This window comes from Streptomyces sp. NBC_00029 (genome assembly GCF_045160505.1).
In the GTDB taxonomy this organism is placed as follows: Bacteria; Actinomycetota; Actinomycetes; order Streptomycetales; family Streptomycetaceae; genus Streptomyces.
Genome location: NZ_CP108292.1, coordinates 4,771,356 through 4,794,956, shown reverse-complemented (window position 1 = coordinate 4,794,956; position 23,601 = coordinate 4,771,356). Strand labels below are relative to the sequence as shown.

At 73.3% G+C, this 23,601-nt stretch carries 24 protein-coding genes; 15 read left to right on the top strand and 9 right to left on the bottom strand.

Going from position 1 to position 23,601, the window contains the following annotated elements; genetic code table 11:
- Nucleotides 1–117 precede the first annotated feature (117 nt).
- The 6 genes from paaA to OG753_RS22405 all read left to right on the top strand — a co-directional run bounded on the left by paaA (nt 118) and on the right by OG753_RS22405 (nt 5,094).
- Complete coding sequence (gene paaA / locus OG753_RS22430) at nt 118–1,179, top strand: 1,2-phenylacetyl-CoA epoxidase subunit PaaA (protein ID WP_383194619.1); 1,062 nt, start codon at nt 118–120, stop codon at nt 1,177–1,179.
- Complete coding sequence (gene paaB, locus OG753_RS22425) at nt 1,176–1,460, top strand: 1,2-phenylacetyl-CoA epoxidase subunit PaaB (protein ID WP_030009045.1); 285 nt, start codon at nt 1,176–1,178, stop codon at nt 1,458–1,460. The genes paaA and paaB overlap by 4 nt, the downstream gene beginning before the upstream one ends.
- Entirely contained in the window at nt 1,457–2,200 is a 744-nt protein-coding gene (gene paaC, locus OG753_RS22420) for a 1,2-phenylacetyl-CoA epoxidase subunit PaaC (RefSeq protein WP_327263473.1), read from the top strand. Before paaB ends, paaC begins: the two co-directional genes overlap by 4 nt.
- Nucleotides 2,194–2,700, top strand: coding sequence for a 1,2-phenylacetyl-CoA epoxidase subunit PaaD (paaD, locus tag OG753_RS22415; protein ID WP_327263472.1), 507 nt, complete (start codon nt 2,194–2,196; stop codon nt 2,698–2,700). The genes paaC and paaD overlap by 7 nt, the downstream gene beginning before the upstream one ends.
- Complete coding sequence (locus OG753_RS22410) at nt 2,701–3,804, top strand: 2Fe-2S iron-sulfur cluster-binding protein (RefSeq protein WP_327263471.1); 1,104 nt, start codon at nt 2,701–2,703, stop codon at nt 3,802–3,804. It begins immediately after the preceding gene.
- Nucleotides 3,805–3,951: 147 nt separating this feature from the next.
- Nucleotides 3,952–5,094, top strand: a complete 1,143-nt coding sequence (locus tag OG753_RS22405; protein WP_405789823.1) for an acyl-CoA dehydrogenase family protein — start codon at nt 3,952–3,954, stop codon at nt 5,092–5,094.
- A 47-nt stretch (nt 5,095–5,141) separates the two neighbouring features.
- Here OG753_RS22405 and OG753_RS22400 read toward each other — a convergent pair whose 3' ends face one another.
- The 5 genes from OG753_RS22400 to OG753_RS22380 all read right to left on the bottom strand — a co-directional run bounded on the left by OG753_RS22400 (nt 5,142) and on the right by OG753_RS22380 (nt 10,467).
- The gene (locus OG753_RS22400; protein ID WP_327263469.1) at nt 5,142–5,486 is read right to left on the bottom strand and encodes a rhodanese-like domain-containing protein; all 345 of its coding nucleotides are present in this window, start codon (nt 5,484–5,486) and stop codon (nt 5,142–5,144) included.
- A 107-nt stretch (nt 5,487–5,593) separates the two neighbouring features.
- Entirely contained in the window at nt 5,594–6,355 is a 762-nt protein-coding gene (locus OG753_RS22395) for a J domain-containing protein (RefSeq protein WP_327266866.1), read from the bottom strand.
- A 266-nt stretch (nt 6,356–6,621) separates the two neighbouring features.
- Nucleotides 6,622–8,022 carry a DUF2252 domain-containing protein gene (locus OG753_RS22390; RefSeq protein ID WP_405789821.1) on the bottom strand — a complete coding sequence of 467 codons (1,401 nt, stop codon included), beginning with the start codon at nt 8,020–8,022 and terminating at the stop codon, nt 6,622–6,624.
- Nucleotides 8,023–8,079: 57 nt separating this feature from the next.
- On the bottom strand, nt 8,080–8,739 hold the full coding sequence (locus tag OG753_RS22385) for a response regulator transcription factor (protein ID WP_327263467.1): 660 nt from the start codon (nt 8,737–8,739) through the stop codon (nt 8,080–8,082).
- Nucleotides 8,740–8,748: 9 nt separating this feature from the next.
- On the bottom strand, nt 8,749–10,467 hold the full coding sequence (locus OG753_RS22380) for a sensor histidine kinase (RefSeq protein ID WP_405789819.1): 1,719 nt from the start codon (nt 10,465–10,467) through the stop codon (nt 8,749–8,751).
- 199 nt (nt 10,468–10,666) lie between these two features.
- Here OG753_RS22380 and OG753_RS22375 point away from each other — a divergent pair, with 199 nt between their 5' ends.
- Nucleotides 10,667–11,464 (top strand): AfsR/SARP family transcriptional regulator, encoded by a 798-nt coding sequence (locus OG753_RS22375; protein ID WP_327263465.1) that lies wholly within the window; start codon nt 10,667–10,669, stop codon nt 11,462–11,464.
- Between the two features lie 107 nt (nt 11,465–11,571).
- Nucleotides 11,572–12,192, top strand: a complete 621-nt coding sequence (locus OG753_RS22370; protein ID WP_327263464.1) for an NADH oxidase — start codon at nt 11,572–11,574, stop codon at nt 12,190–12,192.
- Nucleotides 12,193–12,253: 61 nt separating this feature from the next.
- On the opposite strand, the gene OG753_RS22365 is transcribed toward OG753_RS22370, so the two are convergent.
- From OG753_RS22365 to OG753_RS22350, 4 genes are all read right to left on the bottom strand, one after another.
- Complete coding sequence (locus OG753_RS22365) at nt 12,254–12,910, bottom strand: response regulator transcription factor (protein WP_327263463.1); 657 nt, start codon at nt 12,908–12,910, stop codon at nt 12,254–12,256.
- Between the two features lie 49 nt (nt 12,911–12,959).
- A complete protein-coding gene (locus OG753_RS22360) occupies nt 12,960–14,195 on the bottom strand; it encodes a histidine kinase (RefSeq protein WP_327263462.1) in 1,236 nt (411 codons plus the stop codon).
- A gap of 80 nt (nt 14,196–14,275) precedes the next feature.
- A complete protein-coding gene (locus OG753_RS22355) occupies nt 14,276–16,732 on the bottom strand; it encodes a TOMM precursor leader peptide-binding protein (protein ID WP_405789816.1) in 2,457 nt (818 codons plus the stop codon).
- A complete protein-coding gene (locus tag OG753_RS22350) occupies nt 16,729–16,929 on the bottom strand; it encodes a hypothetical protein (RefSeq protein WP_327263460.1) in 201 nt (66 codons plus the stop codon). Before OG753_RS22350 ends, OG753_RS22355 begins: the two co-directional genes overlap by 4 nt.
- Nucleotides 16,930–17,203: 274 nt before the next feature.
- On the opposite strand from OG753_RS22350, the gene OG753_RS22345 reads away from it, so the two are divergent.
- From OG753_RS22345 to OG753_RS22315, 7 genes are all read left to right on the top strand, one after another.
- The gene (locus tag OG753_RS22345) at nt 17,204–17,896 is read left to right on the top strand and encodes a tryptophan 2,3-dioxygenase family protein (RefSeq protein ID WP_327263459.1); all 693 of its coding nucleotides are present in this window, start codon (nt 17,204–17,206) and stop codon (nt 17,894–17,896) included.
- Nucleotides 17,893–18,792 (top strand): alpha/beta hydrolase, encoded by a 900-nt coding sequence (locus OG753_RS22340; protein ID WP_405789814.1) that lies wholly within the window; start codon nt 17,893–17,895, stop codon nt 18,790–18,792. The genes OG753_RS22345 and OG753_RS22340 overlap by 4 nt, the downstream gene beginning before the upstream one ends.
- A gap of 7 nt (nt 18,793–18,799) precedes the next feature.
- Nucleotides 18,800–19,507: a 4'-phosphopantetheinyl transferase gene (locus OG753_RS22335; protein ID WP_405789812.1), complete on the top strand. Its 708-nt coding sequence runs from the start codon at nt 18,800–18,802 to the stop codon at nt 19,505–19,507.
- A 90-nt stretch (nt 19,508–19,597) separates the two neighbouring features.
- Complete coding sequence (locus tag OG753_RS22330; protein WP_405789810.1) at nt 19,598–21,166, top strand: amino acid adenylation domain-containing protein; 1,569 nt, start codon at nt 19,598–19,600, stop codon at nt 21,164–21,166.
- A 188-nt stretch (nt 21,167–21,354) separates the two neighbouring features.
- A complete protein-coding gene (locus OG753_RS22325; protein WP_327263455.1) occupies nt 21,355–21,576 on the top strand; it encodes an MbtH family protein in 222 nt (73 codons plus the stop codon).
- Nucleotides 21,577–21,614: 38 nt separating this feature from the next.
- The gene (locus OG753_RS22320) at nt 21,615–22,553 is read left to right on the top strand and encodes an ATP-binding cassette domain-containing protein (protein ID WP_405792766.1); all 939 of its coding nucleotides are present in this window, start codon (nt 21,615–21,617) and stop codon (nt 22,551–22,553) included.
- Between the two features lie 114 nt (nt 22,554–22,667).
- Nucleotides 22,668–23,600, top strand: a complete 933-nt coding sequence (locus OG753_RS22315; RefSeq protein ID WP_327263454.1) for a winged helix-turn-helix domain-containing protein — start codon at nt 22,668–22,670, stop codon at nt 23,598–23,600.
- Nucleotide 23,601 lies beyond the last annotated feature (1 nt).

Below are 23,601 nucleotides of genomic sequence, written 5' to 3'. Positions count from 1 at the left end.
CTTCCACAGGGTTGACCTCAGAGGTTGACACCCTACGGGCCGTCGTCTCACCATTGAAGCGGATGAACCGAACGATCGGTCGGTCGGGCGGACGGCGGACTCTCACAGGGAGCCGGAATGGTGGCAGTGACCCCGGAAACGGGGCCGGACACGGCCCCCGGGACAGACGGGACGGACGGGACAGGCATGACTGCTGACCTGGGCGCGCAGCTCGCGGCGGCATTCGACGCGGCGGTGGCGGCCGACGAGCGCGTGGAACCGCGCGACTGGATGCCGGACGAATACCGCGCCTCCCTGGTGCGCCAGATGGCCCAGCACGCCCATTCCGAGATCATCGGCATGCAGCCCGAGGCCAACTGGATCACTCGTGCGCCCTCGCTGCGCCGCAAGGCGATCCTGATGGCCAAGGTCCAGGACGAGGCCGGCCACGGGCTGTACCTCTACAGCGCGGCAGAGACCCTCGGTACCAGCCGCGACGAGCTGCTCGACAAGCTCCACTCGGGCAAGCAGAAGTACTCCTCGATCTTCAACTACCCCACCCTGACCTGGGCGGACGTCGGCGCCATCGGCTGGCTCGTGGACGGCGCGGCGATCACCAACCAGGTGCCGATCTGCCGTTGCTCCTACGGGCCGTACGCCCGCGCCATGGTCCGGATCTGCAAGGAGGAGTCCTTCCACCAGCGCCAGGGGTACGAGCTGCTCCTCGCCCTCTCGCAGGGCACGGAGGCCCAGCACGCGATGGCCCAGGACGCCGTCGACCGCTGGTGGTGGCCGTCGCTGATGATGTTCGGCCCGCCGGACGACGAGTCGGCGCACTCGGCGCAGTCGATGGCCTGGCGCATCAAGCGGCACTCCAACGACGAACTGCGCCAGCGGTTCGTGGACATCGCCGTCCCTCAGGCCGAGTCCCTCGGCCTGACCCTGCCCGACCCGGACCTGAAGTGGAACGAGGAGCGCGGGCACCACGACTTCGGCGCCATCGACTGGGCGGAGTTCTGGAACGTGCTCAAGGGCAACGGCCCCTGCAACGAGCAGCGGATCGACCAGCGGCGCAGGGCCCACGAGGAAGGCGCCTGGGTGCGCGACGCGGCCGCGGCGTACGCCCGGAAGCAGACGGCACAGCAGGTGGCACAACAGGCGGCGAAGCCCGCCGGACAGAACGAGGAGGCACGGGTATGACGCAGAACTGGCCCCTGTGGGAGGTGTTCGTGCGCTCGCGCCGCGGCCTCTCGCACACGCACGCGGGAAGCCTGCACGCCCCCGACGCGGAGATGGCCCTGCGCAACGCCCGCGACCTCTACACCCGGCGCGGTGAAGGCATCTCGATCTGGGTGGTGCCCTCCACCGAGATCACCGCCTCCTCGCCGGACGAGCGGGACCCGTTCTTCGCGCCGTCCGCCGACAAGCCCTACCGGCACCCGACCTTCTACGACATCCCGGAGGGGGTGAGCCACCTGTGACCGGCACCGACACCACCCGTCTCACCGGCGCCGAAGCCACGGCGGCGCTGGCGCTCGGCGACGACGCGCTGATCCTCTCCCACCGCCTCGGCGAATGGGCCGGACACGCCCCCGTCCTGGAGGAGGAGGTCGCGCTCGCCAACATTGCCCTCGACCTGCTCGGCCAGGCCCGGATCCTGCTGTCCCTGGCCGGCGACGAGGACGAGCTGGCGTACCTGCGCGAGGAGCGGTCCTTCCGCAACCTCCAGCTGGTCGAGCAGCCGAACGGCGACTTCGCCCACACCATCGCCCGGCAGCTCTACTTCTCCCTCTACCAGCACGAGGTCTACGGGGAGCTCGCCCGCGGGGACGGCCCGTTCGCGCCCCTGGCGGCCAAGGCCGTCAAGGAGACCGCGTACCACCGCGACCACGCCGAGCAGTGGACCCTGCGGCTCGGCGACGGCACCGAGGAGAGCCGCAGCCGTATGCGGGCCGCCCTCGACGCGCTCTGGAAGTACACCGGCGAGATGTTCCAGCCGGTGGACGGACTCGACGGGCTCGACCTGACCGCCGTGGAGGGGCGCTGGCTGGCCGCGCTGACCGGCGTACTGGAGCAGGCCGGTCTCGACCTGCCCCAGGGACCGCGCACCGGCGCCTGGGCGGCCGGGGCCGGACGGCAGGGACTGCACACCGAGTCCTTCGGCCGGATGCTCGCCGAGATGCAGCACCTGCACCGCAGCCACCCGGGGGCATCGTGGTGACCGCCGACGCCGGAACGACCCGCCTGGAGGCGGAACTGGCCGAGCTGGCCGGCTCCGTCCCGGACCCGGAGCTGCCCGTGCTCACCCTCGGCGAGCTCGGCGTGGTCCGCGGGGTGCGGATGCACGAGGACGGCCACGCGGAGGTCACCCTCACGCCCACCTACACGGGCTGCCCGGCGATCGAGGCCATGTCCGCCGACATCGAACGGGCCCTGACCGGCCACGGCATCCCCGACGTGCGGGTGACGACCGTGCTGGCCCCCGCCTGGTCCACCGACGACATCAGCGCCGAGGGCCGCCGCAAGCTCGCCGAGTTCGGCATCGCCCCGCCCCGGCCGCACGCGGCCGGCGGGCCGGTCCCGCTGACCCTGTCGGTCCGCTGCCCCAACTGCGGATCGACGGACACCGAACTGCTCAGCCGGTTCTCCTCCACCGCATGCAAGGCGCTGCGTCGCTGCACCGCCTGCCGCGAACCGTTCGACCACTTCAAGGAGCTCTAGATGGCCGCCCCCCGCCACGGCGCGTTTCACCCGCTGACGGTGGCGGCAGTCGACCGGCTCACCGACGACTCGGTTGCACTGACCCTGCGGGTTCCCGCCGAACTGCGCGAGGACTACCGGCACGCCCCGGGCCAGCACCTGACGCTGCGCCGCGCCGCCCCCGAGGGTGGCGCGGAGGTCCGCCGCACCTACTCGATCTGCTCCGCCGCCCCGGCGCCGGACGGCCCGGGGCCCGCGCAGCTGCGGGTCGGGGTGCGGCTGGTGGAGGGCGGCGAGTTCTCCACGTTCGCGCACAAGGAGATCGCCGCCGGGGACGTGCTGGACGTCATGGTCCCGGCGGGGCGCTTCGTGCTGGAGCCCGCCGCCGCACCGGCCACCGGGCACTACGCCGCGATCGTGGGCGGCAGCGGCATCACGCCCGTCCTGTCGATCGCGGCGAGCCTGCTGGCCGCCCGGCCCGACGCCCGGTTCTGCCTCGTGCGCAGCGACCGTACGGCGGCCTCGACGATGTTCCTGGAGGAGGTCGCCGACCTCAAGGACCGCTATCCGGCGCGGTTCCAGCTGGTGACGGTCCTCTCCCGGGAGGAGCAGGAGTCCGGGCTGCCCTCGGGGCGGCTGGACGAGGAGCGGCTGGCGGCCCTGCTGCCCGCGCTGCTGCCGGTGGCCGAGGTCACGGGCTGGTTCCTGTGCGGGCCGTACGGCCTGGTGCAGGGCGCGGAGCGGACCCTGGCCGCGCTCGGTGTCGCCCGGACCCGGGTGCACGAGGAGATCTTCCACGTCGAGGACACCGCCCCGACGGCCCGCGCCGCCTCCGGGACGGCCGCCGCGCACGGGCGGGTCACCGCCCGGCTCGACGGCCGCTCGGGCACCTGGCCGGTCCAGGACGGGGAGTCCCTGCTGGACGCGGTGCTCCGCAACCGCGCGGACGCCCCGTACGCCTGCAAGGGCGGGGTCTGCGGCACCTGCCGGGCGTTCGTGGTCTCGGGCGAGGTCCGGATGGACCGCAACTTCGCGCTGGAGGCCGAGGAGACGGAGGCCGGCTTCGTCCTGGCCTGCCAGTCGCACCCGGTGACGGAGGAAGTGGAGATCGACTTCGACCGCTGAGCGACCGCCGAGCGGACGGCACCCGGTCAGGCCCCTGTCGACGACGGGGGCCTGTCCATTTTCAAGAACCTGTTCTATCTTGACGCACCGTCAGGCGCGAGACCGTCGGACGCGGCACCGTCAGACCCGAACGCGGGAGGACAGGCAGTGGACTTCACCTTCACCGAGGAGCAGCAGGCCGCCGTCGAGGCGGCCAGGGCCGTCTTCGCGGATGTCGCGGCCGACGGCGTGCCCAGCCCCGCGCTGACCCCGGGGGCCGTCGCCGACGACTTCGACCGCCCGCTGTGGGCCAAGCTCGCCGGGTCCGACCTGCTGAGCCTGGTCCTCGCCGAGGAGCACGGGGGAGCGGGCCTGGACACAGTCGCCCTGTGCCTGGTGCTGCGCGAGGCCGCCAGGGTGCTGGCCCGGGTCCCGCTGCTGGAGCACTGCGCCACGGCCATGGCCGTGCAGGCCCACGGCAGCCCCGAACTGGCCGCCGCCCTGCTGCCCGGCGCAGGGCGCGGGACGCTGGTGCTCACCGCCGCCGCCCACGGGCGCTCCGGCCACGACCCGGCCGAACTGGCCGTCATCGCCCGCCGCGACGGGGAGTCCTGGATCCTGGAGGGCACGCAGACCGCCGTCCCCTGGGCGCACGGCGCGGACTGGATCGCCGTACCCGCCCACACCGGCGAGGGCGAGGCTGTCCTCGCGCTCGTCGCGCGCACCGCCGAGGGACTCGCCCTGGCCGAACAGGTCTCCACCAGCGGCGAACGGCTCGCCGAACTCGCCCTCGACGGCGTACGGGTGGACGGGACGCACCTCATCGAAACCCCGGGTGCCTGGGAGCGGCTCCGCCAGCTCCTCGCCACCGGGACCTGCGCACTGGCGCTGGGACTCGGGGAGAACGTCCTCACGATGACCAGCGAGTACACCGGCAAGCGTGAGCAGTTCGGCTTCCCGGTGGCCACCTTCCAGGCCGTCGCCGTCCAGGCCGCCGACCGGTACATCGACCTGCGCGCCATGGAGGTCACCCTGTGGCAGGCCGCCTGGCGGCTCGACGCCGCGACCGGTGGCGCCGGCGGTCCGCTGCCGAGCTCCGGTGACGTCGCGGTGGCCAAGATCTGGGCCTCGGAGGGCGTGCGCCGGGTCGTGCAGACCGCCCAGCACCTGCACGGCGGCTTCGGCGCCGACACCGACTACCCGCTGCACCGCTACCACGCCTGGGCCAAGCAGCTGGAGCTCCAGCTCGGCCCGGCCGCGGCGCACGAGGAGGCCCTGGGCGACCTGCTGGCCGCCCACCCCCTCGCCTGAGCCGGAGTCCGGACTGGAGCCGGAGTCCGGACTGGAGCGGGAGGACGTCAGAGGACGAAGGCCGGGTTCCCGTTGTCCGTCACCATCGGGCGCCCGGCACCGTCCCAGGCCTGCATCCCGCCGTCGACGTTCACGGCGTCGATCTCCTGGCGCACCAGGTACTGGGTGACCTGCGCGGAACGCCCGCCGACCCGGCACATCACGTACACACGGCGGCCGTCGTCGACGGCTTCGGTCAGCTCACCGAAGCGGGCCACGAAGTCGCTCATCGGGATGTGCAGAGCACCCTCGACGTGGCCGGCCGCCCATTCGTCGTCCTCACGGACGTCGAGGACAAAGCCTTCGGAGGGCACCGCGGCGGCGTCCACCGAGGGAAGCGGTCCGAAGTTCATACGTCGCCTTCTCTCATCGCAGATAGTGACTCCAACCTAGCCGACGCTGCCCGCCGTCCCGCCCGGCCGATGCGGCCCGGCAGCGGCGCAGCGCCGGCCGGCCGGGCTCACTCGGCGGCGAGCGCCGCCTCGAGCTCGGCCTCGCGCTGGGAAACCTCCGCGAGCAGCTGCTCCGCGATCTCCTCCAGCAGCCGGTCCGGGTCCTCGGGCGCCATCCTCAGCATCGACCCGATCGCGCTCTCCTCCAGCTCCTTGGCCACGAGAGACAGCAGCTCCTTGCGGCGCGCCAGCCACTCCAGCCGGGCATACAGCTCCTCGCTCTCGCCCGGCACGGCCGCCTCGGGCGCCGGTCCGGCCGCCCACTCCTCGGCCAGTTCGCGCAGCAGCCGCTCGTCGCCCCGCCCGTAGGCCGCGTTGACCCGCGCGATGAACGCGTCGCGCCGTTCCCGCTCGGCCTCCTCCTGGGCGAGGTCGGGGTGGGCCTGGCGGACCAGCTCGCGGTAGAGCCGGCGCACCTCCTCCGAGGGCCGCACCCGCTCCGGCGGCCGCACGGGGCGGTCGGTCAGCATCGCGGAGGCGTCGTCGGAGATCCCGTCCGATCCCAGCCAGTCGTGGAACAGCTCCTCCACCCCGGGCATCGGCATGACCAGCGAGCGCGCTTCCTTCGCCCGTCGCAGGTCCTCGGGATCACCGCTGCGGGAGGCCTTCGCCTCGGCGATCAGCGCGTCCAGTTCGTCGAGCCTCGTGTACATGGGGCCCAGCTTCTGGTGGTGCAGGCGGGAGAAGTTCTCCACCTCCACCCGGAAGGTCTCCACCGCGATCTCGAACTCGATCAGCGCCTGCTCGGCGGCCCGCACGGCCCGCTCCAGGCGCGCCTCGGGGCGCTCCTCGCCGGTGACGGAGGAGTCGCCGGAATCACCGGGGACTGTCTGCTCAGGCTGCTCGGTCTGCTCGCTCACCCGGCCAGCCTACGGCCCGTCCGCGCGGGCGATGTTTCACGTGAAACACCGCCCGCCGTGACACGGCCCTCGGCCACCCCGGCCGAACCGGTCCAACCCGGCTCACGCCCAGGTCAGGCACACGTCACGCCCTGGTCGGGCCGGGCGCGGGCGGTCCGGCCCGACTCCGGCCGTGATCAGACGCCGGTCTCCGCCGCGATCCGGCCGGCCCGCACCGCCGCCACCAGGTCGCAGTGATCGGCCTCCGTGCGGTCGGCGTAGGCCACGGCGAAGGACGCCATCGCCTCGTCCAGCTCGTCGTTCTTCCCGCAGTACCCGGCCAGCAGGCGCGGATCGACGCTGTGCGCGTGCGCCCGGGCCAGCAGGGCGCCGGTCATCCGCCCGTAATCGTCGATCTGGTCGACGGCCAGCGCCGCCGGATCCACGCTGCCCTTGCGGTTGCGGAACTGCCGCACCTGGAAGGGGCGGCCCTCCACCGTGGTCCAGCCGAGCATGATGTCGGAGACCACCTGCATCCGCTTCTGCCCGGCCACCACCCGGCGGCCCTCGTGCTCCTCCGGCTCGGAGGCGAAGCCCAGCCCGGGCAGGTGCGGCAGCAGCACCGAGGGCCGCGCCTCCTTGACCTGGAGCACCAGCGGTTCGCCCCGGTGGTCCAGCAGCAGGACCACGTACGAGCGCGTGCCGACGCTCCCGGTGCCCACCACGCGGAAGGCCACGTCGTGGATCGCGTACCGGGCCAGCAGCGGCAGCCGGTCGCCCTGGAGCGTCTGGAGGTAGGGGCCGAGCGAGGCCGCGACGGCCGCCGCCTCCCCGTCCCCGACCCGGCGCAGTACGGGCAGCGCGTCAACGAAGCGGCGCCCGCCGTCGGGCTCCGTCCGCGTCGACCGGGCGGCGAACCGGGCGGAGGTGTTGTTGCGGGCCTTCTCGGAGACCCGCTCCAGCGTGCCCAGCAGATCGCGGGCGTCTGCGTGCGAGACCAGCTCCTCGTCCGCGATGGCGTTCCACGCGTCGAGAGCGGGCAGCTTCGCCAGGAGCCGCATGGTGCGCCGGTACGCGCCCACCGCGTCCAGGGCGGCCGCCCGGCAGGTGTCCTCGTCCGCGCCGGCCACCCGCCCGGCCAGCACCAGCGAGGCCGCCAGCCGCTTCAGGTCCCATTCCCACGGACCGAACACGGTCTCGTCGAAGTCGTTGAGGTCGATGACGAGCCGGCCGCGCGGGTCCCCGTACAGACCGAAGTTCGCCGCGTGCGCGTCGCCGCAGATCTGCGCGCCGACCCCGGTCACCGGACCGCCGGACAGGTCGTGAGCCATCAGCCCGGCCGCCCCGCGCAGGAACGCGAAGGGGTTCGCGGCCATCCGGCCCACCCGTATCGGAGTCAGCTCGGGGACCCGCCCGGCGTTGGACTCCTCCACCGCGCGCACCGCGTCCGGCCTCCCGGCCGGCGCGACGAAGGCGGCGTGCGCCGACCGCGGCACGCGGGTGCGCAGCGCCTTGCCCGCCTCCTTGGGAGAGTCCGGCGCCACCCTCGGTGCGAACCCCGCCACGTCCGGAATCCGCTGACCCGCTACAGCCGCCATCGACGCCGCCCCCACCCGTTCACTTCACTGATCGCTTCCAGAACGGGCTGACCGTACCTAGAGCCCGGCGTCCCTGGCCAGCAGTGCGGCCTGCACGCGGTTCTCGCAGCCCAGCTTCGCCAGGATCCGGCTCACGTACGTCTTCACGGTCGCCTCGCTCATGTGCAGCCGGCGGCCCGCGTCCGCGTTGGACAGCCCCTCGCCCAGCAGCGCCAGCACACCGCGCTCGCGCTCGCTGAGCTCCGCCACCTGACGCCGGGCCACCTCACCGCGCACGGCGGCCTTCCCCGAGGCCAGCTGGTCCACCACGTGCCGGGTCGCCCCGGGCGAGAGGTAGGCGTCCCCGGCCGCGGCCGCCCGGACCGCCCCGATCAGCTCGCCCGGAGCCGAGTCCTTGAGCAGGAAGCCCGCACCGCCCTCGCCCAGCGCCCGCAGCACGTTCTCCTTCTCCCCGAAAGTGGTCAGGATCAGCGCCCGCACCTCCGGCACGGCCCGCCGCAGCTCCCCCAGCGCGGTCAGGCCGTCCATCACCGGCATCTGGATGTCCAGCAGCACCACGTCGGGCGCGTGCGAGCGGGCCAGCTCCACCGCCTCCCTGCCGTTGGCCCCTTCCGCGACGACCTCGATGTCCGGCGCCGAGGTCAGGATCATCCTGATCCCGGCCCGGATCAGTGGTTCGTCGTCGGCGATCACCACTCTGATCACTTCGGCTGTCACCCCGCGCTCCTACTGCTTGACCTCGTACTCCTGCTTTTCCACGAGCTTGCCGTCCTGGAAGCAGAACCGGAAGATCAGGTCCGTTCCCAGGGTGCTCGGCTGGTTCTCGGCCAGCAGGGCCAGACACTCCGAACCCGGTGGCCTGGGCGGTCCCTTCCGGGCGGCCCCGGCGGTCATGAAGTTCTCCCCGCTCGGCAGCCGGTCCCGGACGGACTGCTCCCCCTCGCCCACGTGCACGGCGTCGAACTCGTCCCGGCCGATCATCGCGTCACTGGCCGAGTCCATCAGCAGCAGCGCTCCGGCGCCGAACACGATCACCAGCAGCACCACCGCGGCGAACGCGATCCCGCAGCCCACCGCGACGGCGCTGGTGCGGCTGGGCACGCGCACGGCCAGCTCCCGGTCCACCGCGTCCCAGTCCATCGGCTGTTCGCCGTTGCGCCCACGCGCCCGGCCGCCCGCATACGCCTGCGCCATCGTCCGGGCCTGGGCCCGCTGTCCGAAGTCGTCGGCCACGTCCTCCACGCCGGCCGGCTCGGCCCCGTACGGCAGGACACCCGCCACCCGGAACCCGCCGCCCTCGGCGGGGCCCGCGTGCACCATCCCGCCGACCAGCCGGGCCCGCTCGCGCAGTCCCGTCAGGCCCTGCCCGCCCGAGACCACCTCGTCCGCCGCGGCTCCCGCCGCCGGCCCATTGGCGATCTCCACCACCAGCGAGTCGTCCTCGAACCGCAGCTCCACCGTGATCGGCGCCCCCGGAGCGTGCTTGTACGCGTTCGTCATCGCCTCCTGCACGATCCTGTACGCGGCGTGGTCGCACGCCGCGACCAGCGGCCGCGGCTGCCCCGTCGTGGTCATCCGGACATCGGTCCCCGAGCCCCGCGCCGCCTCCACGACCCCCGCGATACCGGCCACCCCGCGGGCCGCGGGCTGGGCCTCCTCCACGGGCGCGGGCGCCTCCACCCCGTCGCGCAGGATGCCGACGACCTCGCGCAGCTCGTGCATCGCGGCCACCGAGGCCTGTCGCAGCACACCCACCGCCTCGCGCTGACGGTCGGTGAGTTTCGGATCCACCTCAAGCGCCCCTGTGTGCACGGAGATCAGGGCCAGCTGGTGGCCCAGGCTGTCGTGCATGTCCTGGGCGATGCGCTGGCGCTCGCGCAGCCTCGCCTGCCCGGCGACCATGGCCCGCTCGCGCAGCAGCTGCCCGTTGCGCTCATGGAGCGCGCGCAGCAGGGTGCGGCGCTGCGACCAGTACCGGCTGGCCAGGCCGGGCATCACGGTCATCGCCAGGAACATCAGCGTGGAGAACACGATCACCAGGAGCGGTCGTATCTGCGACCCTTCGTCCAGCACGCTGACGCCGACCGCCGCCACGAAGGCCAGCGTGAAGGCGGCCAGCGCGCGGCCCACCCCGACGATCCGCCGCCCTGCCGACCAGCCCATCAGCGGCAGGACGAAGAACGCCCCCGGCAGGGCCGTGATCGCGGCCGAGCCGAGCACGAGGGTGGTTCCCGGCAGCCTGCGGCGCAGCAGCGTCAGCGCGATCACCGCCACGCCGCCGCCCAGCATGCGCTGCCAGGAAACGCGGTCGAGCTCCGCGACGCCCAGGCCGAGGATGCCCAGCACCACGGCAACCGCCAGGTCCCCCGCCAGCATCCGCCGGGTCCACGGCTCCGGGCCCTTCAGCCAGTCCCAGCCGGCACGCGTCTTCGCCTTCGCATCCACCCGCCCGACCCTAAACACCCGCACGCCACCCCGTCCGCCCTCTTTCGTCGCGCCCCGTACGACGAAAGTCGTCACCGCGCCCGGAGTGTGAAGTTCTCATACGGCGGGAGGCGGCGGTTCACAGCCAAGTGGTGTCTGGGTAACTGTCCCGGCCAGGGGTGCGGGTGCGAGCCTGAGGGCCTCACCGAAGGGAGCGGGCATGGAACGCGTGGAGATCGGATTGCTGGGACCCCTCGTCGTCACGGTCGGCGGCAGGTCCGTCGTACCCAGCGCCGCGAAGCAGCGCAGGCTGCTCACGCTGCTGGCCGTGAACCTGGGGCGCGAGGTGAGCATGGGGACGATCGTCGAGGAGCTGTGGGGCGGCTGCCCGCCCAGCGGGCCGACCGCCGCCGTGCAGACGTACGTGAAGCACCTGCGCCAGCGGATCGCGGGCGTCACCGGCACCGACCCCAAGGAGATCGTGGCCACCGGCTACGGGGGCTACCGGCTCGGGTCGGCCGCGGCCCGCGTCGACACCCGGGAGTTCGAGGCGACCGTGGCGGAGGCCAACCGGGCGCTGGCGGCCGGGGACGACGAGCGGGGTGCCGGCCTGCTGGCCTCCGGGCTCGCCGCGTGGCGGGGCCCCGCCCTGTGCGACGTCCAGCAGGGCGGCGTGCTGCGGGCCGAGGCGCTGCGGCTGGACGAGGTCCGGCTGGCCGCGCTGGAGGCCCGGATCGGGGCGGAGCTGCGGCTCGGCGCGCACACCCGGCTGGTGAGCGAGCTGACGGCGCTGACCTCGCTGTATCCGTTGCAGGAGAACCTGCACGCGCAGCTGATCCTCGCGCTGTACCGCAGCGGCAGGGCCTCGCGGGCACTGGAGGTCTTCCGGCGGCTGCGCTCGACGTACGTCAGCGAGCTGGGGATCGAGCCGTCGCGGCGGCTGCAGGAACTGCACCGGGCGGTACTGGGCTGCGATCCGACCCTGGACCCGCCGGTTGCGGACCTGATCGCGGTGTAAGGACGACGTGAAATCTTCACGGTCACCACATGACTCAGTGGCTGTCCCGAGGCCTGGGCCCGGCGCCATACTCGACGAATCCCGCCGCCCGGCAAGAGAGGTGCGATATGCGGCGCACGACTGGGGATGCCCCAACCGTCCATCTCTGGTCGCTGTCCGAGGACGTGGTCGTCGACCAGGGCACGGGCGGCGACGCGCTGCTGCTCACGAGCCGCTGGGGCGAGGACCGGCTCGACCGGCCCAGTCCCGCGGTGCGCGAGGCGCTCCGCCGGATGGAACTCGGGCCGGTGCTGCTGGGCAATGCCGTGAGCGGGTCGGAGGACCTGTCCCTCGTCACCCTGCCGGCGCTCCGGCAGCTCTCGCACCTCGTGGTGCGCACGCTCGGCGTGGAGGACCTCAAGGGGCCGCTGCTGTCGGTCTTCCCGCTGTCGCCGGTGGCCCCGTTCGTCCTGATCCGCCAGCCCGGCGAGCGCCGCGTACGGCTTCCCCGGCACGTGGCGTTCAGCGTGCCGGAATCGGGGGCCGAGTGCGTGCTGGAGTCCGTCGACTCACCGCACCGGGTGGTACTGCACCGGCCCGAGGCGGCCTGGGTGGCGATGATGCTGGCCTGGCCGACCACCCTGGCCGCGGCCTCGGCGGCGCTGCCGCTGCCGCGGAACGTGACCAAGGACATCTTCGGCTACCTGTGCGCCGCCGGGATGGTCGCGCCCGCCGACGAGTCGGCCTAGGTCCTGTCGTCAAAGTAGCTCCGGCCGGGCGGGACTTTGACGACAGGACCCAGCACACCCCCTAGACCAGCCAGCCCGCGTCGCGGGCAATGCGGATGGCGTCGACGCGGTTGCGGGCGTTCAGCTTCGCCACCACGGTCGTCAGGTAGTTGCGCACCGTCCCGATGGACAGGTGCAGTTCCCCGGCGATCTCCGATGCCTCGGCTCCCTGCGCGGCCATCCGCAGGACCTCGGTCTCGCGGTCCGTCAGCGGGCTTTCGAGCCCGCTCCACGCGGCCAGGGCCAGCTTGGAGTCGATGACGCGCTGGCCGGCCACCACCCGGCGGATGGCGCTGGCCAGTTCCTTCGGTGAGTCGTCCTTGAGCAGGTAGCCGGAGACCTGGGCCGCCAGGGCCCGGCGCAGGGTCCCCGGGCGGCCGAGGCTGGTGAGCATCAGCGTCCGGCACTCGGGCAGGTGCTCGTGGATCTGTACGGCGGCGCTCAGCCCGTCGAGACCCGGCAGGTCGATGTCGATGACCGCGATGTCCGGCTTGACCTCGAGGGCTGCGGCGAGGATCTCGTCACCGCGCTCCAGCTCGCTGACGACCTCCAGGTCGTCCTCCAGGTTGAGCAGGGCCACGAGCGCCCCGCGCACCATGTTCATGTCTTCGGCCAGCAGGATTCTGATCACCTTTGCGAGCTCCCCCGTCCGCGCGGCCGATCTTGTGACGTCGATCATATCAACGTGGCCGGTTTAAGGCAGCTCCGGACAGGAAAGAGGGGCCAACTCAGGCGGCGAACCCGGCACCTTCGTCCTCCGTCGCTCCCTCGGGGTCGCGGGCGGGCCCGCCCTGTGCGGGCACCCGCGCGACCAGCCGGAACACGTCGCCGGAGCCGCGGTCCACCTCCAGCTCCCCGCCCACCGCGCGGAGTCGGAGTTCCAGATTGCCCAGACCGCTGCCACTGTGCGGGGAGCTGTCCCGATACCCCTTGGTGACACCGTCGTTGGTGACCGACAGCGTCATCAAGCCATCCTCCTCGACGGCCTTGATCTCGCACTGTGCGGCCTGGCTGTGGCGCAGCACGTTGGTGACGGCCTCCCTCAGCACGGTCGCCAGGACCGTGTCCACCGGTGAACTGACCGGACCCATCCGGATGTCGCTCACGGCCTCGACCTCGGCGGCGCTCAACACCGATTCGGCCGAACGGATCTCCTCCTCCAGGGACATGTCCCGGTAGCCGCTGGCCACCCGCCGTACGTCGGCCAGCGACTGCCGGGAGATGGCGAGGACGTCCTCGATCTCCTCCTTGGCCCTGGCCGGCTGGACCGGGATCAGACGGTGGATCAGCTCTCCCTTGAGGGTGATCGCGGAGAGGCTGTAGCCGAGCAGGTCGTGCAGGTCCCGGGCGAACCGCAGTCGTTCCCGGGTGACGGCCGCCCGGGTCAGCTCGTCCCGGCTCTCGTGGAGCACCTGCACCAGCTCCGACAGGCGGGTCAGCCCGAAGGTGACCAGCCCGGTGAGCAGGGTGGACTGGACGACGTAGACACAGTCGATCAACGGCCAGCCTTCCAGCACCGGGGGGACGAGCATGGTGACGCCCACCAGCCCGTACAGCGTCCAGCCCAGCCGCGGGGGCAGGAGCAGGAGCACGGACCCGGCGAGGAAGCCGGCCATCGCCCCCCACTGGGTCTTGAGCATGATGAGCGGCAGGTAGGTGAGGGCGGCCTGGACCCCGAGCGTCAGCACCTTGCGCGCGACGGGCTTGCGCCCGGCGCCCGGCCGCGAGTGGAGGAGCTGGAGGGCGAAGATCGCCGCCAGCGAGCCCATCGCGAGGACGAGGTCCAGGCCGGCGACACCGGCCCGCAGGATGTTGATCATGGTGATGCCGACGTAGCAGCTGATCGCCACGATGAGGATCACCTGCGCCATCCGCGGCGGGGGCAGGTCCCTGCTGCGGCGCAGAATCCCCTCCGCCCTCACCGCCTCCGCCACTTCACCCTCTGAGCTGTGGCGGAGTGCCATGTCGATCCCCCTTCGACCGTCCCGATGCAATTGCTTCGCGAGCATAGGCGAGTGAAGGCGGAGAAGGACGGGAAGGGGGCTCAGACGAACAACGGAATGGGATTGAGCTGGTCATATGGAGTGGGTTCGACCAGTCTGCCCAGGGCGACCGGTACGTCGAATAGGCGGCCCGGCGCATATCTGGCCCAGAAGTGCCGCAGCCCCGGAACGATTACTTTCACAACTGGAAGACCCAAATCCGGCCGCGTCTGGTCCAGGACCAGGAGTTCCATCCCCTTGTTCCCCACCAGCTCGACAATATTGTGAACATCTTCGAGCAGGTCGCCGGTGCGGTAATGCGGCCAGCACCCGGGAGTTCGAGCCGGAATGGCCGGATCAGGAATGAGGTATGGCTGATTTCCGACGGTCGCCAGATGCCACCAGGAGAGCGGCTCCGGATCGGTGACCCGGTATCCCGTACCGTCCGGCCGTACACCGGAAACCGCCGGCAGCAGTTGGCCCATCTCCGAGAGCGCCCTGCGCAGCGCGACGCGGGGATCGAAATGCGCTCCGAATCCGAAGATCACGTCCTGTTCGGGCTTGTCGGTCCGGCGGGAGAGCGCCGCCATCACCGGTATTCCCATGTCCGAGGTCAGGTCGAGCACCCACAGCTCGCGGTGCGCCCGGCGGTACCCGTCCCGGACCCGGCCGACCCACTCCTCGTCGAAGGCATCGAGGTCCACCTCCGGCTGACGGGTGCGGTTGTACCACCACAGGGCCACCGCGTCCCGCTCCACCAGTTCCAGGAACCCCTGCACCAGCGCGTCCTCGGGACTGCTGCCCGCCGCGTTGCCGTTGGAGTCGGCCCACAGACCGTCCCCGGCCGCGGCCGCGGCCCCGGCTCCGGCTCCGGCTCCGGCCACCGACCGGGTCGCGGACCCCGCCCGGGCCGCCTGACCGTCCTCCCCGAGGCCGAAGTACAGCATCGAGGTGGGCAGCAGCCGCTGGACACCACCGGTGAGCGACCACACCGGGGTCCACTCCGTCGGCCGGTCCTCCTCGAACGGGGCCGAGACGTAGTGGAAGCGCGAGTGCTGCGCGTTCCAGTACTCCCGCTCCGTGTACTGGCGCCGGTCGTACAGCTGGACGGAGTTGGGGTGCAGGGCGGCGGTGCCCAGGCCGCGCAGGGTGTCCCGGACCACCGGCTCGTCCCCGTGCCGCGTACCGCTGTAGCGCTCCACCGCCTCGCACAGCGCGCTGGTGCGCGCCTCTTCCTCCGTGCGGCCCTTGCCGCCGTTGAGCGCGCGCAGCCCGGAGCTCACCCCGGCGAAGGTGGCCGCCCGCATGGCCAGGTTCTGCCCGGAGACGTACGAGTGGACGAAGTCGGGGGTGCCCGGGATCCGCCGGATCTCCTTCACCACCCCGGTCACGGGGTCCACCAGGTGTCCGTAGGCGCTGAGCATCTGAGCGGGGGTCAGCGCCCGGTCGCCACCGCCGGCCCCGACGGCCTTCGGCCGCGGAGCCGGTACGAACGGCGCCAGCACCCGGCGGGCCACCAGGCCCGGATCCCCGCAACCCGCGCACTGCGGGAGCCGGGTGACCGGATGCGCGGCGGTGCGCAGCCGCAGTGTGTCGAGGGTCTGGATGCTGTCCTGCTCGGCGGTGCGCATCCCGGCGAGCCATTTCGCGGCTTCCAGGACGGCGAGGTGCGCCGCCAGCGCGCGGCCGGCGGCCAGCCCGGCCGGGGGCCGCGGCACGGGACCGTCCAGACCGAGGGCGCGGCGCAGCGGCAGCTCCGAATGGCGGTGCCCGCGCACCCGTACGGCCAGGCAGTGCCAGCAGGGTCCGTCGCCGGGGCGCATGAACGGGCCGATCCAGGGGTCCGTACCGCACGTCTTGACCAGCAGCCACGGCCGGCCGTCGGCGCGGTGGGCCGCGTCCACGGCGGCCAGCCCGGGCGCGAGGTAGTCGTCGCACAGTACGAGCGTCAGCGCGGCGGCGCGCGGATCGTCGGCCACGGTGATGCCGGAGGCGCGGCAGGCCTCGGCGACGGACTCCGGGTCGGTGCCGGGCAGCGCCTCGATCGCGACGCTGGCCGCGGCCAGTTCGGCGGCCGAGCGGCGCCCGTCCAGCCCGGCCAGGTCCCAGTACGCCTCGGCTTCGGTCCCGCGTCCGCGTTGCGCCGGCACCCGGCCGAGCCGGGCGGACGCCTGCGGTGCGGCCGACGCCTGCCGCGCGGCGGGCGGGTGTGCGGCGGGCGGCTCGGCCGTGAAGCGGATCAGCCCGGCGTCGGCCAGCGCCGACAGGGCCGCCTCCACGTCCTCGGCGTCCAGGGTCCGCCCCGCCTCCCGGCGGACGGCGGCCACGGTGCGGGTGCCGTCCAGCAGCGGGACCAGCACCTCGGCCTCGATGCCGTGCAGCGCGGTCACCCCGCGCCGGGACACCAGGTAGGCCGCGTCGTCCGGTACGACCGTCGGCCACAAGTGGGTCTTGAAACCCACCAGTACGTCATCCCCCGTAAGCGGCGCAGCGACGCGCGCGCTCCATGCATCGATCATGCCGCCAGCCGCCCGGAGGCCGCGGCCTGGACGCCCCAGGGGACACCCGATGTGCAGAAGATGATGCACGAGTCGGCCAACGCGTTCTCGGGCACCGCCTCCAGGTTCTGGATCACCAGGCCGCGGCGGAAGGAGCGGGCGGGCGCAGCGGCGGATTCGCCCGAGAAGGCGTTGGTGCCGGCCGAAATGCTGGTCATGGCGGGTGGGTTCCCTCTGTTCGAAGTCGAGCGGTACCTGTCCGTTCGTTGATGATTCTGCGAGGAACCGCTGAGCACTGACAGTGCCGGGCTCACCACCGTGAGATGAAGATCTCACATGGCCCCGCGACCTTTAAGCGAGCACTTGAAGACGCTGTTGCCCGCGGCCCCCCTCACTACGCTCACATTCCCGTTGGGGCCCTTCCCGCCTCCTCCCCGTCTCCCTTTCCCCGCACCCGCAGCGGCGCTCGCCCCTGCGAGGAAGAAGGTCCACGTGAACGCCACCCCCGAGGCCCCGCCGTACGGCCGGATCCTGCGGCTCGAAGAGCTCCTGGAGGCCGCCTGCGTCCGCGAGGACGACGTGGAGCGGGTGCTGTTCCTGGCCACCCACCAGTGCTGCGAGATCTCCTTCGCCGTCGCGCTGCGCCACCTCGAGGACGTGCGCGCCGCCCTGGACGCGGGCGACGGCTTCCTCGCGGCCCGCCGCGCGGCTCCGCTCCCCCACGTCTTCCGCACGCTCGTGGGCCAGTTCGACGCGCTCGCCACCCTCACCCCGGCGGCCTTCGAGGTGATCCGCACCGCCCTGGGCGAGGCCAGCGGCTTCCAGTCCGCGCAGTTCCGTGAGATCGAGTACCTCTGCGGGCTGCGCGACACCCGCTTCCTGAACACCGCCGGGTTCAGCCCGACCGAGCGGCAGCGGCTGCGCGCCAGGCTGGAGGAGCGGTCCGTCCAGGAGGCGTACCACGACTACACGGCCGGCGGCCCGGACCGCGAGGCCGCCGACGCGGTGCGGCGGACGCTGCTCGACTTCGACGAGGCGATGGCGATGTGGCGGGCCCGGCACGCCGTCCTCGCCGAGCGGTTCCTGGGCGGCAGCACCGGTACGGCCGGCTCCGACGGGGCCTCGTACCTGTGGACGGCGGCCCGCCGACGGGTACTGCCCGAGGTGTGGGCGGAACTGGCGTGACCACGACCGCACTCGACCTCGACTATTCCCCCAGCTCGCTCGTAGCCGACCTCGACCGGTACCTGGCGCGCTACGCGGACGACAGCGCGCGGGCCCGCGACACCCTGCGGGTGCACCGCGGCCTGCCGTGCGGGCCGCTGCCGGAGCAGCGGCTCGACCTGTTTCCCGCCGCCGAGCCGGGAGCGCCGCTGATGGTCTTCGTGCACGGCGGCTACTGGCAGGAACTCAGCAGGTCCGAAGCTGCCTTCGCGGCAGCGGACTTCGTGGCGGCGGGCATCTCCTTCGCGGCGCTCGGCTACGGCCTGGCGCCCCGGTACCGGATGCGCGCGATCACCGCCATGGCCGCCGACTCCGTACGCCGGATCTGCGCGGGCCGGGCCGAACTGCCCGGCGCGCCCTCGGCCGTGCACCTCGCCGGGCACTCCGCCGGCGCCCACCTGGTGGCATCGGCACTCCTGGACACCGCCGGCTGGCGGGCCGCCGGGACGGACGCGGCGGCCGAGATCGCGTCCGCGACGCTGATCAGCGGCGTCTACGAGCTGGAGCCGCTTACCCGTACATACGTCAACGACGCGCTCGGCATGGACGCGCAGGAGGCCCGCGAGGTGAGTCCGCTGCACCGCCTGACCGCCGGGGCCGGGTCGGAGCCGGGGCCGGTGCCGGGGCCGGGAGCGCTGCCGCCGCTGGTCATCGCCCGCGGGATGCACGAGACGGATGCCTTCGGCCGGCAGCAGGCGGCGTTCGCCGGGGCCGTACGGGCGGCCGTGGGCCCGGCCGCGGACGTGAACGAGCTGGTGGTGGCCGGACGGCACCACTTCGACCTGCCCTTCGACCTCGGACGGCCGGACACCGTGCTCGGCGCGGCCGTCGCCCGGGCCGCCCGGTTCCAGAGGTGATCCGGAGGTGATCCGGGCCCTGCTGCCCGGCCGCGCCACCGGCGCCGACGCCTTCGGCGACGCCCCCGAGGGGGTGCTGCTGCCGGCCGAGGAGGCCGTGGTGGCCGACGTCGCGGCGGGCCGCCGGCGCGAGTTCGCCACCGTGCGGCACTGCGCCCGACGGGCCCTGCGGGAGCTCGGCGGCAGCGGCCGGCCGGCCGCCCCGGTGGCGCTGCTCCCGGACGGGGACGGGGTGCCCCGCTGGCCCGCCGGGGTGGTGGGGAGCCTGACCCACACCCGGGGGTACCGGGCCGCGGCCGTCGCCCTGGCCGCGGACGTGGCCCGGCTCGGCATCGACGCGGAACCGGACCGGCCGCTGCGCGCGGGGGTCCTGGAGACGATCGCCCTGCCCGCCGAGCGGGCCGCGCTGCCGGGGCCTTCCGGCGCGGGCGTGTGCTGGGACCGGCTGCTGTTCTGCGCCAAGGAGGCGGCGTACAAGGCCTGGTTCCCGCAGGCCCGGGTCCGGCTCGGGTTCCGCGACGTGGAGGTGGCCTTCTGCGGGCCGCCCGCGGACGGCCGGTTCCGCGCACGGATCCGGCACGGGTCCGAAGAGCTGCTGGGCGGCCGCTGGGCCGCGGGGAACGGGCTGCTGCTCGCGGTCGTGGCGGTGCCCGCCCGCCACGTGACGGGCGGGCCCGGACGCGGGCCCGCGGGCGGACATTTGGCAGGCGCTTAACAGCCTGTCCCGCAGCGGCCCGCACGGGACAGGCTGCACCGAGCCCGCCCCGTACCGCGGAGGGCCGCCCGGGCGAACACAGGAGGAGCGATGCTCTCAGCACCCCACCCCAGCTCGATCGCCGGCGAGGTCCGGCCCGTCACGGCCGAGTCGTTCGTGCACCTGGTGCGCGGGCACGCCCGGACCCGCCCGGACGCCGTCGCCATCCGCTCGGGCCGGGAGCGCATCACCTACCGGCAGGTGTGGCAGCGCTCCCTCGCCGTCGCAGCCGCCCTCCGCGAGGCCGGTACCGGCCCCGGTGACCGCGTCGCAGTATGGGCCGACCGCACCGCCGGCACGGTGGCCGGGGCGCTCGGGGTGATGGCCCTCGGCGCGGCCTACGTGCCGATCGACCCGACCCACCCCGGCGAGCGGACCGCGTCCGTCCTGGCGGGAGCGGCCCCGACGGCCCTGCTCCACGACGGCGCCCGGGGCGGCGGGACGCTGCCCGCCCTGAGCGTGCCCGTCATCGACGTACGGGAGCTGCCCGAGGCCGCCGGGCTGCCGGAACCGGCGCTCCCGGGGCCGCACGACATCGCGTACGTGGTGTTCACCTCCGGCTCCACCGGCACCCCCAAGGGCGTCATGGTCCCGCACGGTTCGCTCACCAACTACGTCGCCTGGTGCGGCGATCTCGTGGGCGGAGCGGACAGCGGAAGCGGCAGCCCGCTCTTCGGCAGCCTCGGCTTCGACCTGGCGATGACCTCCCTGTGGGTGCCCCTCGCGCAGGGTCGCACCGTCACCACCGTCGCCGGGATCTGGGACCAGGAGACCCTGTTCGGGGAGGGCGGGGACCCGTACACCTTCGTGAAGATGACCCCGTCGCACGCCCGCTTCTTCGACGTGCTGGCCGAGCCGCCGCGCTACGACCGCGTCACGCGCCTGCTGATGTTCGGCGGCGAGGGCCTGGACCCCGCCCTCATCGCCTCGCTCCGGTCCCGGCTGGACGGCGTGCTGCTCGTCAACCACTACGGCCCGACGGAGACCACCATCGGGTGCTGCGCCTACCGCTTCGACCGCGACAGCGTTCCCTCGACCCCCACCGTGCCGATCGGCCGGCCCGCCTGGAACACCCGGGCGTACGTGGTCGACGAGGGTCTGCGTCCCGTGGCGCCGGGCACGCCCGGCGAGCTGGTCATCGCCGGGCGGGCGGTCGCCGCCGGGTACCTCGGCGGCGCGGACTCCGGGAAGTTCCTCGACGAGGGCGAACTGGGCGGACCGGGCCCGGGACGCGCCTACCGCACCGGGGACACCGTGGAACTGCTCGCGGACGGCGAGCTGCTCTATCTCGGCCGGGGTGACGACCAGTTGAAGGTCAACGGCCACCGGGTGGAGCTGGGCGAGCTGCGCCACCACGTCCTGGGCGTCCCGGGGGTGGCGGACGCCGCCTTCGACATCGTGCGCGGGCCGGTGGACACCCTGGAGCTGTACGTCCGGCTCGGCGGCCGGGGTCCGCGGCCGGGCGCGGAGGAGTTCTCGAAGGTGGTGCGGGGGACCCTGGCCGCCGCGCTCCCCTCGGCGCTCGTACCGGGTGCGGTGCACCTGGTGGACGAGATCGTGGTGAACGCCAACGGCAAGACGGACATCGCCGCGACCCGGGCGCGGGCGGACCGCGGATAGCCGGAACGCCTCGCACCGGGATCGCACCTCGGTCGCACCGGCCTCTCACCGGAACGCTTCATACCGGAGGGGTTAGCAAATCACCCGCAGTCGTCAGACGCAGCTCAGCGACCCGTCAGCGCCGTCCAGGATTCTCACAGGGCGGGCCACGGCCCGTCCCTGACGACCCGGATGACGGAGTGAGCGACGTGTCGAACCCCTTTGACGACCAAGACGGAACCTTTCTGGTGCTGCTGAACGACGAGGGCCAGCACTCCCTCTGGCCCGCCTTCGCCCCGCGCCCCGAGGGCTGGACCGTCGCCCTGGGCGAGGGCCCGCGCGACGCGGCCCTCGCCTACGTGGAGGAGACCTGGACGGACATGCGTCCGGCGGGGCTCCGTGCGGCCGCCGGCGCCGAGTCGTCCGCCTGATCGGGCACGGGTCCGGGGCGGAGGAGACAACTGTGGACGTGGACATGGCCATTCGCGCGGAGGGACTGCGCAAGAGCTACGACAGCCACGAGGCGCTCGGCGGTGTGGACCTGGAGGTCCCCGCCGGCACGGTACTGGGCCTGCTCGGCCCCAACGGTGCGGGCAAGACCACCACCGTACGCATGCTCGCGACGCTGCTCGAACCGGACGGCGGCCACGCCACGGTCGCCGGCTACGACATCGTGCGCGAGCCGCACGAGGTGCGCCGCCGGATCGGCCTGGCCGGCCAGTACGCGGCCGTCGACGAGATGCTCACCGGCCGCGAGAACCTCGAACTCATCGGCACGCTCGTCCATCTGGGACGCGCCGCCACCCGCGTGCGGGCCCAGGAGCTGCTGGAGCGCTTCGACCTGACCGCGGCCGGAGACCGGCTGGCCCGCACCTACTCGGGCGGTATGCGCCGCCGGCTGGACCTGGCGGCCTCCCTGGTCGCGACTCCGTCGGTGCTGTTCCTGGACGAGCCGACCACGGGGCTGGACCCGGTGAGCCGGATGGGCCTGTGGACGGTCGTACGGGACCTGGTCGAGGACGGGGTCACCGTGCTGCTGACCACCCAGTACCTGGAGGAGGCCGACTTCCTCGCCGACCGCATCGCGGTCATCGACTCCGGCCGCGTCATCGCGGAGGGCACCCCGGACGAACTCAAGCGCAAGGTCGGCGAGGAGCGGCTGGAGGTGACCGTGGCCGTGCCGGACCGCCTGCAGGACGCGGTGACCGCGCTGCGCCGGATCACGGCGGCGGAACCGTCCGTGGACGCCGTGCGCGGCGTGGTCTCCATCCCGGTCGGCGACGGCCTGGGCACGATCGCGTCGGCCGCGGGGACCCTGCGGCTGGAGGGTGTGGAGGTCAGTGACTTCGCCCTCCGCAGGCCCACCCTCGACGACGTCTTCGTCACGCTCACCGGTACTCCGGCCTGACCCGGCCGGGCACACGCGCGGCGGACCGCGGCCCGGCAACGGGCCCGTCCGCGGACGCGGGTGCCCGGCCGCCCCATTTTCGACGACACCTAGCGGTACCACGGGGGCTTCACTGTGCAAAGGATCCATTTCACCGCTGCTGACGTCGCCCGCACCCGCCTGAAGATCACGGCGGGACCGCTGGTCGAGTCGGCCTTCGCCCACGGACTCCTCGGACGGGGCGTCAGCGCCCCGTTCGCGCGCTGGCGCAGCCAGGTCGGGGACCGGCTCCGGCCCCTGGCCGGCGGCCCCGCCGCTCCGGCCGGCCCCGGTACGGACGGCGAGGCCGCCCTCGGCGCCCTGCTGCGGATCATCGAGCAGGGCGCGGCGGGGGGCGACCTCACCCGGGTGTGGCAGACCGCGGTGGCCCCGTACTGGGACCACCTGCTGGCGTTCCTGGAGGTCGAGTGCGAGGCCCGGGGCCGGGTGCTGATGGGCGGCGGGGCCGAACTGCTGCTGACCACGCTGCACTCCCGCATCACCTGGCGGGCGCCGGTGCTGGAGATCCACGACGGGCCCGACACGGACATCCACCTGGACGGACGCGGCCTGGTGCTGGCGCCATCGGTGTTCCTGGCCCACCGGGCCGGCCGCGTCACCCGCAGCCTGGACCCGTCCGCGCCGGTGGTGCTGGCGTTCGCCGCGCCGCCGGACAGCCACCAGGCGACCGCGCTGTGGGACAAGCCGGACGACAGCGGGCAGTCGCTGGGCGCCCTGGTCGGCCAGACCCGGGCGGCCGCGCTGCACGTGCTGCGGGCCAGCTGCACCACGACCCAGCTCGCCGACCGGCTCGGCATCTCGGCAGCCGGCGCCAGCCAGCACACGGCCGTGCTGCGCCGGACGGGCCTGATCACGACGCGCCGCGTACGCAACACCGTGCTGCACACCCTGACCCCACTCGGCGCCGCTCTGCTCAAGGGCATGGCCGTGCAGTCCGCCGCAGGAAGCCGGCACAGGCCGCCGGCCGCGGTTCTCCCGCCCGCCGGCGTCCTGCAGCACGCGTCCTGAC

What these genes read in the sequence shown, in the direction of transcription:
- OG753_RS22360 (WP_327263462.1), bottom strand. Translation starts at nt 14,195, where the DNA reads ATGGCACTCCGCCACAGCTCAGAGGGTGAAGTGGCGGAGGCGGTGAGG.
- OG753_RS22390 (WP_405789821.1), bottom strand. Translation starts at nt 8,022, where the DNA reads ATGGCGGCTGTAGCGGGTCAGCGGATTCCGGACGTGGCGGGGTTCGCA.
- OG753_RS22330 (WP_405789810.1), top strand. Translation starts at nt 19,598, where the DNA reads ATGCTCTCAGCACCCCACCCCAGCTCGATCGCCGGCGAGGTCCGGCCC.
- OG753_RS22375 (WP_327263465.1), top strand. Translation starts at nt 10,667, where the DNA reads ATGGAACGCGTGGAGATCGGATTGCTGGGACCCCTCGTCGTCACGGTC.
- paaB (WP_030009045.1), top strand. Translation starts at nt 1,176, where the DNA reads ATGACGCAGAACTGGCCCCTGTGGGAGGTGTTCGTGCGCTCGCGCCGC.
- OG753_RS22400 (WP_327263469.1), bottom strand. Translation starts at nt 5,486, where the DNA reads ATGAACTTCGGACCGCTTCCCTCGGTGGACGCCGCCGCGGTGCCCTCC.
- OG753_RS22355 (WP_405789816.1), bottom strand. Translation starts at nt 16,732, where the DNA reads ATGATCGATGCATGGAGCGCGCGCGTCGCTGCGCCGCTTACGGGGGAT.
- OG753_RS22410 (WP_327263471.1), top strand. Translation starts at nt 2,701, where the DNA reads ATGGCCGCCCCCCGCCACGGCGCGTTTCACCCGCTGACGGTGGCGGCA.
- OG753_RS22370 (WP_327263464.1), top strand. Translation starts at nt 11,572, where the DNA reads ATGCGGCGCACGACTGGGGATGCCCCAACCGTCCATCTCTGGTCGCTG.
- paaA (WP_383194619.1), top strand. Translation starts at nt 118, where the DNA reads ATGGTGGCAGTGACCCCGGAAACGGGGCCGGACACGGCCCCCGGGACA.
- OG753_RS22365 (WP_327263463.1), bottom strand. Translation starts at nt 12,910, where the DNA reads ATGATCGACGTCACAAGATCGGCCGCGCGGACGGGGGAGCTCGCAAAG.
- OG753_RS22350 (WP_327263460.1), bottom strand. Translation starts at nt 16,929, where the DNA reads ATGACCAGCATTTCGGCCGGCACCAACGCCTTCTCGGGCGAATCCGCC.